This window comes from Ruminococcus sp. D54t1_190329_F1 (assembly GCF_015551645.1).
Lineage (GTDB): Bacteria > Bacillota > Clostridia > Lachnospirales > Lachnospiraceae > Blautia_A > Blautia_A faecis.
The window spans coordinates 1-11,890 of record NZ_JADNDC010000061.1; the positions used below are offsets into that span (position 1 = coordinate 1).

An 11,890-nucleotide genomic window follows, 5' to 3' on the forward strand; every position below is an offset into this window, starting at 1 on the left:
AACTGCCAGCAGATAAATTTCTGCTGGCAGGAAAAATTTATATTTTTTCAATTGTCTACTTGACGGGGAGCGGTTCAGGAAATAGACAGCCCCGCCCTCATCCGGGCAAAATCTCCCACAAATTGTGACGCACATCTTGCAGAAAGCCTTTTTCAAACACGCTCTAGTACTCCATTTTTACTCCATTTTCGTAATAAATAGCTTGAAATTATAATAATTTACGTGGAATACACCACTCTCTCAACCCCTGGAAATACTGGAAAAATCAGGTGTTCCGTAGAGGTCGTATGGGGTGCTCTGATAGACGTAATAATTACATTTATTTGCACCCCATCTGGTTACAATAAATCCAGTAAAATCAAGGGATTCCAAGGCTCTACGCCATATCATTTTTCTGCACTACCCCATTTTTACCCCACGGTATCATCCACAAAATTTAATAACTTTTTCATTACTAGCTAAATTTATCTCAGCTGCCGGATCAGGGAGATCAATTGAATCTTCAAGAAGTTGCATATCATTCACTTTTTTATGCTCCATAACCGCAGTATATAAATCCATTGTCATCTGAAGAGAAGCATGGCCAAGATAGGCTTGCACTGTTTTTGGTACAATTCCAGCTTCAAAACATCTAGTAGCAAATGTATGTCTGAAGCAGTGTCCTGAAAAAGTTTCCATCAAATCCAACGGATCCCTCATCAGATTCACTTCCTGCACGATTCTTTCAATTGCATCGCAATATAATTGTGCATTTAATGGAGTCCCAAGCTTCGTAGTAAACAGGAAATCAGGAAATTCCAAATTCTTCCTACACGTTTTCGCCATTACAATTTTATGCTGAATAATCTGTTTTTCTAGTGCTTTACGGCAATATGAATTAATCGGAACTGTTCTTATGCTTGTTTCTGTCTTTGGGGGACCAAGATGAAATGTCTTACACTCATCACCCTCCAGTTTCTGATACAACAGCGTACGATTCACATGAATAACATTATTTTTCCAATCAATATCCTCTTCCGTAAGCGCATACAATTCTCCCGGACGTAAACCAGTATTTACAGCAACAACAAACATATTATTATAGAATGTACCGGCGGCACATTCAAAAAAGTCTGTCTGATCCTCTTTGCTGAGTGCCTTAATCTCATTCTGCGGCTTATTCTTTGGCAATCTTACACCTTTTGCTGGATTGCGGATAAGGAACTGATCTTCCATTGCTCTATTAAGCATATCAATAAGAAGAACCTTCACTTTGTTCAGAGACTCATACTGATATCCTTTTTTTGACATATTATTCACTAAATCTGTAATCATCAATTTGGTGATATTTACTAAACGAGTTTTTCCAAAAACTGGTGAAATCAACCTTCTATACATTGAATTGTATGTAGTTTTTGTACTGAGCCTGACAACAGGCTCTTTATAAACCCGCATCCATTTTTCGTACCACTCATCCAATGTTATTTTTTCATCAACAATATTTGACAGCTTTTGTTCGTTTAGTTCCGCCTCTGCCAGCTTCGCTTTTACTTCTTTCACCGTTGTACCATAGACGGATCTTCTGGCGCCAAAACGGTCTACATACCTTCCATGATACACCCCGTTTTTTCTTTGTGTAATGCCTTTTCCCAATTCCTTTCCTTTTAAATTTTTTCCCATTCTTTCACCTCTTTTTAACTAGAGGTGCGTAAATGTTATTTTTTATAGCACTAATCTTATCACACACCTCCGTTTCCTGCAATCATAAATAAACAGTTTCATCTAAATATGATTCCAGTCTGTTTTTTTTGATAAGCGCTTTCTTACCATTGAAAAGCACAAAATTGCAGCAAGGTTCTTTTATCATATCGCGCAGTTTGTTTTTACCAATGTTGAAATATTCAGCAGCCTCATCAATCGTCAGCAAATATTTCTCAGACATAATAATCACCTCCCAAATCAAAAAAAGCACCCAAAAATCAACGTTTTCGTGATTTTTGGGTGCAATTGCACACACTACCGTTATTTCCATTCATCCCGAACCTAACCGAGATAAGAGTTTATGCAGCATCTACTGCCAAATACCATTTTTATAATATCATCCATGAAACTATGTGTCAATTTCATCACAGTTTCAAATATGTAGCATTAAAGTTTTATTATTATCGCTTAATTATCATAAAAAGTTATAAACTCAACATTTACGCTACCTCCAGCGTATTTATTGAAACCTCATATACAATTCGCTTCTGAGTTTCATTTTCCTCGATCCGTTTTTTGTACTCCCGGCTTTGGATTCTGCCCCAGACCATCACACGGGTTCCCACTTTAAGATCAGCCGCATAGCGGGCGGTACTCCCCCAACAAATGCAGGGTATGTAATCTGATTTTCCAAAAGACCGGTTCACAGCCAGAAGCAGATCCGTAATTTCTTTTTTCAGAGGGGTTTTTCGGTAAACTGTAGGTTTACAGATTGTACCTTCCAGAAGAATTCGATTTGTGTAATCCGTCTTAGAGTCATTTACCTCTACAAATTTCACTTCCCTGGCAAATACATAAAGCTCTAATCGAGTATGGTTTTCTTCACGTAGATTATGTGAATGAAATTCCCCATAAATTTCCGCAAATTCACCAACGCGGCTCTTCGTAATATCTGCAATTTGTTCCGATATCAGCACCGGAATTGTATCTACAGAATCGCTGAGGCGCTTAACCTGAAGCTCCGTCTTATAAAAGCATTCTCCACAAATCTTATGACTAAATGTAAAATCCATTACAATCTTACCAGTGATAACAACCTGGTTATCATCAAACATTATATAGGCCATAGTATCTTTATCCTTTCTCTCTTTTGTTTACCATTTTATGCGGCGTTCTCCATCAAATCCTCTTCCAGAATATCCGCAAGCAGCTTTCCAGTGAATCCAAATCCATTCACTTTTACTTTCTTTTTCCGCAAATCTTTGATTTCTTTTTTCCGAAGATCCCGGCTCTTTAGTGAAAGGATCTTATCTTCCTTGTTGAGCTTACGCACAAGCTGCTCCTGCCATTTTACCAAAAATTTTTTTGCTTCCTCAATGTCAGGATTTTGACGGTCAAAATAAGTCCGCTTCTGGCGTACTGTTCCATCAGGTTCCACCTCCAATGTATAATAGGGTTTCTCTGGAGTATCTGTTTTTCGTAGAAACAAAAGATAGGATTCCTGTTTTGCCATACGGTCAAAATAAGTTTCCTTTCCAGTAATGCAATGCTTTAGTTCATTTCCCTCTACAAAAATATCCCTGACGCTTCGCGGTGCTACAATCTGATATTTTTGATTTTTATATTCATATTTTTTCAGACTTTCGCAAACCGCTTCTATTGTAGGAAACTTTTCCACGATCTCATCTGCTTTCAAATCCATTTCTTTATCTTTCAGCATTTGGATCACTTCATTATGCCGCAGTTCCAGCTTTCGTACCCGATATACAATGGAATCTTTTACATTCAGGCCTAGTTTTTCAGCCATATCAAGATAATCCTTCCAGGTACCCACAAGATCTTTCGGTTTCTTTTCACTTTCTTCTGCCTGTTTTTCTAAATAATTCTTTATCTGTTCCGGGCTCATTCGATCTAGTATAAATGATAGTTCTGTCGGGTTAATCTTACATTTTGAGAACCAGGCAATCACGTCATCTTTGATCACCTTTCCCAATCCTTTTTCAAAAATCAACCATTCAAGAAATATGCGTCCACCCTTGTTATTCCGAAGTCTGTTTAGCCGGAATTTATCAATCCCCAGTGCATGTCCTAAAGAGTCTGCTTCTTGGAAATAGATAGATGTTCCAGTACTCAAAATGTCATCCACTAACTGATCCAGTCCGGCTTTTGCCAATTGTTCAAAATAGGGATACCAGCTTAACCGATCTAAATAATAGATTGGCTCTATCTTTTCACTTTTTCTAATTAATTCATAAAATCCACTTCTTCTAAATTGCTTATTTTGAATTCCATGAAGGGATTTTTTATAGATACGTCCTGGATAACGCGGTTCATAGCCCCAATAATACGGACGGTTCGGATAGAGTTCTCCCTGAATCCACCTATGTTCATCTGTTCCACGGTAGTATCCATAATAAAACTCTTTTTTATTAAGATCTGTATCATAGACAAATCTGCGTTGTTCCCACCAATTATATATTGGTTTCGTATATGCCAGCATATCATATTTCACACTAGCTCTGAATTCACGAACGACAAAATTCTGTCCGCACGTTTGTAACAGATATGCCGTTTCCTCACGCGAACTTACCATACGCTGTTTTCCGATTGCCTTATACTGGATCTTATGCCCGCAATTAGGGCATTTTCCTGTTTTGTTATGTTTTACAGCTTTTACAGGCACATTCTTTTCGCACCAGGTACAATAACCTGTCATACTTTCTTTCCGGGAGTATTTATAGAAAATATAATTCTGTGTAATCCCTACTTTTTTCATCCACCGATCCCAGTCTTTCGGTGTATTCTTCACACAATTCATCACCTGATCCCAGGTCTGTGTACGCAATCGGTTTTTCTGTATTCTTTTTCTTCTGCGTACTCCTTCTTCAAATTGTAAAATAGCATAATACACATTATCTTTTTTGTACTCCTCGCCCAGAATTTCCCATATCTGATCCAGACTGTTTGCAGCACACCATGCATGACTATATTTTATGCCGCTTGGCCATTCAATTTTATCCAACATTTTATTCGTCCAGCCTTTTAACCGGTAATCATACCCTATGAAGCAATCTTTTGCCTTATCAATGAACAGGGTATATAAAGGCCTTCTTCCTCCTGCGGTCAAAATATCTGTAATAAAAAAACCTATTTTTAAAATATTTTCGTCCATTTCCGCCTGAATGAACAAACCAATTGGATATTTCATTCTCTCATAAGCCATATTTCCGATAACTGGTATATCACTTTCTGCCGCCAAAACCATCTCCTTTGATGGTTCCAATACCTTCATTTTTTTAAGCTTTCGTTTTTCCATTTCATTCATCCCTTCTGAAGTTATTTTATAAATCTAAGGTTAACTGCTCAGCCTCATCCTTATGCTCATTTGCCGTAACCCACTCCTGTTGCAACGCTTCAATCTGTTCAGCAGACAGTCTCTTCTTCATAAATCTTTGTTCCGTATCGTTCAGAGACTCCCAGCCCTTTTTCACAAGCTTTCTTTTTACCTGCTCCAGGCGTTTCTCTTTTCGTTCCTGTTTCCACTTCTTCTTCGCTTTCACAGAATCTGCTTCATATCCAACATTTATTCCAGCTTTCTCATCCTCAAGATCCTGTGCCTTATCGCGCGTCAATCGTGCAGCAACTCTAATGTTCAAAATTTCCACCTTCAAATCCGGATCATACAACGCCTGCATAGAATAGCCATTGAACCATTCTTTTCTAAAAATATCCTCCCGGTTTCTTTTTGCAATTTCCTCACAGATATCGACCGAAACCTTGCTCTGCAGAAATTTCTTTCCCCTTGTGATCGTCACTACAGGTTCACCAGCAAAAAAGGTATCGTCTTTTCGAATGGTAGATACCTTTATATCGTAGTAGATATTCCCGCTTTTTTCAGAAAGAGTTCTGCCTTTCAACGTGCAGTAATCGCCAGGTTCACATCTACACCTCATTGGATCATAGTTTAGGCTCCATTCCTGCTTCTCGTAGTTATAAGACATATGCATCTTACAAATACAGTTTTTATGCTGTTCCTTAAATTTCTGAAACAATTCTTCCTTTTTCTGATCTGCCTGGTTTTCCAAATATTCTGCACTTTTTTCATACTGGTAATCTGATACCATATGGCAGGCACAGAAGCCGAAATTATCTTCCCTTAATAAGGGATGATTCTGTTCACAATTTTTCTTATGCCATGGACACCGAAAAACGACATTATCATTTTCAAAGCAGAATGTTTCCTCCAGGTAATCTATATCGTTAATACATTTTTCCCAACTCACGTATAGACCACAGCCAGACATAAATGCTTTCTTTTCCAGATAATCTTTGGTATATATAAAACCGCCGCATGAATTTTCAAGTGGTGACTTTCCCAGCCTTCCGTTTCCGATTCGAACATAGTCCGGATAGTGTTCCGCCGTATATCCTTGAAGAAGCAGCTCCTGTGTCAACAAATTGTATTCGTATCCCTCGGACATTTTCTTCTCCTCTTAACAAAAGATACGGCAGGAAATTCCCGCCGCATCTCGTTCCTTATCATTTAATTTTCCTCATCCATACGGATTGTTGTAACTAACATTTTCAGACTGCCTTGAAGCATAATAAATTTATCCTCTTCCCTGCAGTAATAATAGACCTTATCCGTTAAAAACTCCTTTTGGAATGTCATTCTCGAATTGGAAGTTCTTAATAAATTCTCAAGCTCTTCTAAGCTGCAAAGTTTTGAGCTGTGTATCAGGGCTTCATGCACACTGCTAAATACCACATAAAAATCCCCATCCATTAATTCCACCAGTTTTTTTATCACTTCTGGATACAGGACTGCCACAGCTCCATTTGTGAGTCCTTTTACGCTAAGACAGATTCCCTCCTTCTTTTTTTTATCCGAAATAAAATAGGGATCCACATTCATGAAGTCATCACCAGCATACCCCGGAGTGTACATCATTTTTTTGAAATCATAGATTCTTGGAGACAATATACGATAACTGTTTAAAAGAGCATCGTGTAAAACATCGTCTTTTTCCAAGCCCCATGTTTCCAAATATTCCGATCTGACTTTCAAATATGTAATCCCATTCTTCAAGGTTCCTGCATGCACATATAACGTGATTGCAATGTCCCCCATTGTTTTATATACGGCATTTTTCAGTTCATGCCTGTGTTTTTCCAGGTTCAAAAGCCCCAGAAAGAGATGTTCCCTGACTTTTTCATAGTCATTCAGATATCTGGTATTTTCCATATTTCCCACTCTATCCAGGTCACACTTCACCCTTGCTTCTATGTTTTTCATAGAAGTTCCTTCTACATAATCCTGGTAAAGTTCTTCCACAAAAATCCCGCAGATGTCTTTTCCGGAATCCGTTTCAGCGCAGACTACAAATAACCGGTCCCCATTTGCGGTTATTCCGGTCTTTTCTTTTTTCTTAAAGAAAACATAGTCCTCTGGAAGATGAGCAGCTTTTATTATCCATTTCCGTAATTTCTGGACAAATTCTTCATACGTTAAACGCTGACACATATAAAATTTCCGTTTCCTTTCTTATAATCCGTAAAACCTTATCATTGCTATTTACAACGGAAGCCTTTCAACACAGCTTGCCGGTAAAGTTACCTTTGATACCACCTTTTTCCATTTCATTATTTTCCGGGCACCTCTGTCATAGTAATATATTTCATCTGTCAGAAAATCTTCGTCCGGGGTAGCCTCTTTAAGTGTCTCTTTTAAAATTCTTTCAAGATCTTCCGGACAGGACATCCTCTTAGGATGAATCATTGCCTCATGGACGCTTGTAAATACAATGTAGAAATCATCATCCATAAGGTCTGCGATCCTTTGTGCCACATCCGGCAGAAAAACAGCCACAGCCCCATTGGTACGAATACTTGTAGAAAGACAGCTACCAGCAATTCTTTCCACAATATTTTCTTCATAATTCATGTCCATAAAGTCGTCGCCCTCATAAGCAGGATTAAAAAGCAGGCGTTCCCACTTATAAATTCTTGGGGGAGTAAGGGAATATGTATTCGACAAAGCATTCTCGTAGGCTTCGTCCTCATCCATTCCCCAGTCTGCCAGACTGGCTTTGTGGATTTTCATGCTGGAGATACATCCATCCCTCTGTCCAACTTTCATATACAAAACACAGGCTATGCCATCCACTTCTTTATACACGGCATTTTCCAGTGCCTTTTCATGTTTCTTTTTGTTTAAAAGCCGTATAAACAGGTCTCCCTTTACTTTGGAGTAATTATTTACATTCTTTGTTTTTTCGAAGAATCCAGCCTTACTTATTTTTTTAATTTCTTCTGTAACAGTATCTCCGATTTTATCTACAGAAACACCATCCAGGTAATCCTCATATAACTCTTCCGTATGGATTCCACATACTTCTTTCCCTTCTGAACTTACACGACATTCCACAAATAAACGGTCTCCATTCGGAGCCATTCCCTCTTCATCTTTTGCTTCAAAATAAATTCGCTCTTCTTGCAGATTTAAAGCATCTAACAGATACGCTCTTAAGTTTTCGACAAACTTCTCATAACTTAAAATTTCACTCATAGTATTTTCATTTCCTTTCGTTAGGATTATACAGATACTGCTTACCACTTAACTATTACACAGCCTTATCTACCTTTCTAATAATCAGTGCGCTTCCTTTAAATTAACCGTAGTAAAGTTAACCTTTACTTTTTCCATATATACAGAAAGCTTATCTTCGATTCTGCTATAGTAGTAGAGTTCTTCTGACAATGAATCTTCATACCAAATACCATTATCATAGTCGGTTTCCATTATATGGAGTTCATCCTTAATATCTTCTAAATTACTCTCATTTACACTGTAAATTGAACTTTCGTTTCTGCTTGTAAATAAAATGTACAAATCACTTTCCATAAGCTGTGCCAGTCTTTGAAGGACACCAGGGAAAAATACGGAAACCGCTCCATTTTCTTTTGCATTGGTGCAGAGCTGAACCCCCATAACTTTATCACTTTTCGATAAGCAAAATGCTCCATTGTCCATAAAGGATCCTCCCGACTTGTTCTTACCATTTGTATAAATGAAAGGGGGTGTCATCTGGCAGGTATTTTTTAACGCCTCTTCCATAACAGCCTCTTTTGTCATTTTCCATTGCTTCAAATGCTGATTTTTTATCTTCACGCAAAAATACTCGTTCGTATTACTAAGCATCATATACACGACACAAGCGATATCTCCAACATCCTTATGCACTGCATCTTCCAACTCAAGCGAATGCGCTTTCTTGTTTAGCGGTTTTACAAAAAGGTATTTTCTGATTTTTTGGTAACTGTCTGGAGTCATCTCGCCCTCTAACATGCCAACCGTTTTCAGTTTCTCGATTTCATCTTGTACAGAATATGAAATTGACTCCATCGAACTCCCTTCCATACAACGCTCATATAAATCTTTCACGTCAATACCGCACAGTTGTTTTCCACTTGAATTTTCAAATGCCTCCACAAATAAGCGATCCTTATTATCTATGGCTTTCTTTTTAAAAAATATTTGCTGTTCCTGTAAATGCAAAGCATTTAAAAGCTGTTTTCTTAATACCTCAACAAATTCCAAATATCCTAACTTCATCGTAATAATCCTTTCTGCGGCTTCTCTATGACCGCTGATCCAGCATCCAATTTTCAATCTGCAATTCCGTACCATTCATTTTCCTTATATCTTATGCCATCCACACAGAGCTGGTTTACATATATAATCTCATTGCTGTCAGGCTCTTCCTGGACAAGAATAAGAAGATCATTTTTCCTTCCTTTTGCTTTTGGTTGTTTGCCGCGTACAATTACGAATCCATTATTGCCCACACCTGTTTCTTTGCAAACCAGGCTGCACCATGGGCGGTCCGGATGTATTGCCATATACGCAGCTCCCCGTAGTAAAAGCATTGAAAAATCCAGTTCCTCCTTCAGTTCCATCTTTGTGCACGAGATTTTGGTATCCCGGTCATCTTCATCCAGATCTCCAAATGCTTTCACTACAAAATACCTGGAGTTTCTCCAATTCGGATAGTGAACAAGACAATCCAGCGGATTTTCCGCACAATGGAATCCATTCTGTCTGCAATTTGCCTCCGTTGTCTCATTGATCCCATATCGTTTAAATTGGTAACCCAGACACACCAGATTTTTTCCAAAGCCTTTATACGCAATCATTTTCTCATGCCCCTAAATTAAATAAAGAAAGCTGCTCCGGTTCCTCTTTCTTTTTCGCTACTGGCTTTGCTGCCACCAGCGCCTCTTCCGAAACATCTTTCTTTGTATCTGAATCATTTGATTTTGTTGACAATGCCCTGATAGATTCCGCTTTCTTCCAGGCTTTCTTTATTGTATCCTTTTCTTCCTGCGCTTTTTTCTCCATATCCTTACGGTCATCCAACAGGTAATAGTCTATTACCCAGGCAAATACCTCTGTAGAGCCAATCGCAATACCAGTATTTTGCCCCACACCAGCTTTTCCCTCTTTCTTTGCCTTTTTAAGTGCCGTCTCATATGCCTTTTCATGGACATATTCGATACAGCGCCGCAACGTCTTATGGGGCTGGAGGATCACCTCTTTCATAACAGGATCTTTTCTAGCAAGGTCTAAAAGATACGTGCCAATCACAGTCGCATACCCAGGATCCTGCAAAAGAAGCATTTCTTCTGTCAGCTTTTCGGTTGCAGACGCAGATTGCCGGGTTAACAAAACCTTCAGCAGAAAATTCCTTTTTCCCGCTATAAAAGCATCCATGTCCTCTTTGGATATGGAATGTTCTTTTGCAAGACTTTCAATTGCCGCTACATTATGACAGGTTCGGTAATGTTCCGCCAGGACATTTATTTCCTCTATGCTTTTGGCTAATTTTTCCAGCATATAAAACTCCTCCCGTCATTATGCAGCTTTGGAGGCGTGATTTTCTGCATTTCCGCCAGCTGCCGCTCTTTGCAGTTCCTTAGATTCCTTATCCAGCTCATTTACCAGATTTAGGATTACCCGGCGTACCCAAAGGTTTCCATTCCACTTCTTTTCAAGCGCCTCCGCACTCTCCACAATGGCTTTCCATGCTTCATCGTCCAACGCACAATGTCTATATTTCTTATAAAGCGGATAAATCTCATACATGGCCTTTTTGACATCCACGTAGATAATAGAATCCACATTGGACAACAATCCCATCAGGACCGGATGTTTGTCATATTTTTGGATCAGCTCACGGATCCCAACTGGTCTTTCTCCTGTGTACAAACCTAAAAAGTCATTAAATATCGTTCCAACTGTATTTATATTTCTACGTTCCATTCATGTCCTCCTCTGCTCTTTTGATTCTCGCTGTTACAGTTTCCGGTAAGCATTCAAACGCATCTGCAATTGCGTTTTTACTGTAGCCTTCCAGAAACAGCTTTTTCATCATTTTCTCCTGCTCTTTTTTCTTCATCTTTTTCAGGGAGGAATCCCTGATTTTGCGCTTCAGTATCTTTTTGCTTAGTGGATGATCCGGTCCATACTGATAGATTTTCCAGGCCTCCGCTGCGTTCAGCCCACACACGATTGCCAGTACCAGACAATAATAGCCTGCATACTCTTCATTTCTTATGCCATCACCTTCTTTATAGTTCTAACATTTTTCGGTTTCCGGCATTTTCCATTTACGCGTGTTCTCCTTTCTGTTCCGCAAGAAACTTTTCCACACCTTCCGGATCGTATTCTGCCAGCTTTTTCAAATTAAACTGAACCAGACGATAAGTACAATATCCGGAATGTCCTACTCTTCGCCGAACTCTCCCAAGCTTATATTTGCGGATAAACTTAATTTTATACTTCCAATTAAGGTCCGAAATAAATGCTTCATTTCTCTCTACGTCTTCATAGGGCAGGTTTATGGTCAGATCACCATATGACTCCTCTTCCTCGCCTGGTCTCATCATTCCAACAAAAAGCTGGTTTCCATACGCATAGGAAGCTACTTTCAGAACGATTTCTTCGTTTCTAACCGGTCCTTCATATTGCAAAATTTTCTGTTCCATGTTCATCCTCCGATATTCTTATATTTTTTGAACTATCAATCTTCTCCTTTCTTTCGTATTTGCGCCCTTTGTCTCTGAAATTCTTGGTAGAGTAGGCGGATGAAATTTTCATCCGCCCCTCATCAAACCGTGCATGAGGTTCTCCCTCACACGGCTTTCCGAC

Annotated in this window: 14 protein-coding genes; all 14 read right to left on the minus strand. The window is 38.9% G+C overall.

Going from position 1 to position 11,890, the window contains the following annotated elements; genetic code table 11:
* Positions 1-423: 423 nt before the first annotated feature.
* Entirely contained in the window at positions 424-1,659 is a 1,236-nt protein-coding gene (locus I2D69_RS18660; RefSeq protein ID WP_173718608.1) for a site-specific integrase, read from the minus strand.
* 82 nt (positions 1,660-1,741) lie between these two features.
* Positions 1,742-1,921: an excisionase gene (locus I2D69_RS18665; RefSeq protein WP_118581334.1), complete on the minus strand. Its 180-nt coding sequence runs from the start codon at positions 1,919-1,921 to the stop codon at positions 1,742-1,744.
* 259 nt (positions 1,922-2,180) lie between these two features.
* Positions 2,181-2,807, minus strand: a complete 627-nt coding sequence (locus I2D69_RS18670; RefSeq protein ID WP_173718609.1) for a single-stranded DNA-binding protein — start codon at positions 2,805-2,807, stop codon at positions 2,181-2,183.
* Positions 2,808-2,842: 35 nt separating this feature from the next.
* A complete protein-coding gene (locus I2D69_RS18675) occupies positions 2,843-4,996 on the minus strand; it encodes a PcfJ domain-containing protein (protein ID WP_173718610.1) in 2,154 nt (717 codons plus the stop codon).
* 25 nt (positions 4,997-5,021) lie between these two features.
* On the minus strand, positions 5,022-6,161 hold the full coding sequence (locus I2D69_RS18680; RefSeq protein WP_195380373.1) for a hypothetical protein: 1,140 nt from the start codon (positions 6,159-6,161) through the stop codon (positions 5,022-5,024).
* A gap of 62 nt (positions 6,162-6,223) precedes the next feature.
* Positions 6,224-7,204 carry a DUF5688 family protein gene (locus tag I2D69_RS18685; protein ID WP_195380374.1) on the minus strand — a complete coding sequence of 327 codons (981 nt, stop codon included), beginning with the start codon at positions 7,202-7,204 and terminating at the stop codon, positions 6,224-6,226.
* A gap of 51 nt (positions 7,205-7,255) precedes the next feature.
* The gene (locus I2D69_RS18690) at positions 7,256-8,248 is read right to left on the minus strand and encodes a DUF5688 family protein (RefSeq protein WP_195380375.1); all 993 of its coding nucleotides are present in this window, start codon (positions 8,246-8,248) and stop codon (positions 7,256-7,258) included.
* Between the two features lie 84 nt (positions 8,249-8,332).
* The gene (locus I2D69_RS18695; RefSeq protein ID WP_195380376.1) at positions 8,333-9,295 is read right to left on the minus strand and encodes a DUF5688 family protein; all 963 of its coding nucleotides are present in this window, start codon (positions 9,293-9,295) and stop codon (positions 8,333-8,335) included.
* Positions 9,296-9,348: 53 nt separating this feature from the next.
* Positions 9,349-9,876: a hypothetical protein gene (locus I2D69_RS18700; RefSeq protein ID WP_195380377.1), complete on the minus strand. Its 528-nt coding sequence runs from the start codon at positions 9,874-9,876 to the stop codon at positions 9,349-9,351.
* Positions 9,877-9,880: 4 nt separating this feature from the next.
* Positions 9,881-10,576, minus strand: coding sequence for a Cas9 inhibitor AcrIIA9 family protein (locus I2D69_RS18705; protein ID WP_195380378.1), 696 nt, complete (start codon positions 10,574-10,576; stop codon positions 9,881-9,883).
* Between the two features lie 18 nt (positions 10,577-10,594).
* Entirely contained in the window at positions 10,595-11,002 is a 408-nt protein-coding gene (locus I2D69_RS18710; protein WP_195380379.1) for a hypothetical protein, read from the minus strand.
* Positions 10,992-11,249, minus strand: a complete 258-nt coding sequence (locus I2D69_RS18715; RefSeq protein WP_227199254.1) for a hypothetical protein — start codon at positions 11,247-11,249, stop codon at positions 10,992-10,994. The genes I2D69_RS18710 and I2D69_RS18715 overlap by 11 nt, the downstream gene beginning before the upstream one ends.
* Before the next feature lie 100 nt (positions 11,250-11,349).
* Entirely contained in the window at positions 11,350-11,727 is a 378-nt protein-coding gene (locus I2D69_RS18720) for a DUF4313 domain-containing protein (RefSeq protein ID WP_173718615.1), read from the minus strand.
* Positions 11,702-11,890: hypothetical protein (locus tag I2D69_RS19865; RefSeq protein WP_207741828.1), on the minus strand; the 189-nt coding region annotated here is incomplete at its 5' end. The genes I2D69_RS19865 and I2D69_RS18720, both read right to left, overlap by 26 nt.

Coding starts and splice junctions, on each gene's coding strand:
- I2D69_RS18660 (WP_173718608.1), bottom strand. CDS start 1,659: ATGGGAAAAAATTTAAAAGGAAAGGAATTGGGAAAAGGCATTACACAA.
- I2D69_RS18665 (WP_118581334.1), bottom strand. CDS start 1,921: ATGTCTGAGAAATATTTGCTGACGATTGATGAGGCTGCTGAATATTTC.
- I2D69_RS18670 (WP_173718609.1), bottom strand. CDS start 2,807: ATGGCCTATATAATGTTTGATGATAACCAGGTTGTTATCACTGGTAAG.
- I2D69_RS18675 (WP_173718610.1), bottom strand. CDS start 4,996: ATGGAAAAACGAAAGCTTAAAAAAATGAAGGTATTGGAACCATCAAAG.
- I2D69_RS18680 (WP_195380373.1), bottom strand. CDS start 6,161: ATGTCCGAGGGATACGAATACAATTTGTTGACACAGGAGCTGCTTCTT.
- I2D69_RS18685 (WP_195380374.1), bottom strand. CDS start 7,204: ATGTGTCAGCGTTTAACGTATGAAGAATTTGTCCAGAAATTACGGAAA.
- I2D69_RS18690 (WP_195380375.1), bottom strand. CDS start 8,248: ATGAGTGAAATTTTAAGTTATGAGAAGTTTGTCGAAAACTTAAGAGCG.
- I2D69_RS18695 (WP_195380376.1), bottom strand. CDS start 9,295: ATGAAGTTAGGATATTTGGAATTTGTTGAGGTATTAAGAAAACAGCTT.
- I2D69_RS18700 (WP_195380377.1), bottom strand. CDS start 9,876: ATGATTGCGTATAAAGGCTTTGGAAAAAATCTGGTGTGTCTGGGTTAC.
- I2D69_RS18705 (WP_195380378.1), bottom strand. CDS start 10,576: ATGCTGGAAAAATTAGCCAAAAGCATAGAGGAAATAAATGTCCTGGCG.
- I2D69_RS18710 (WP_195380379.1), bottom strand. CDS start 11,002: ATGGAACGTAGAAATATAAATACAGTTGGAACGATATTTAATGACTTT.
- I2D69_RS18720 (WP_173718615.1), bottom strand. CDS start 11,727: ATGGAACAGAAAATTTTGCAATATGAAGGACCGGTTAGAAACGAAGAA.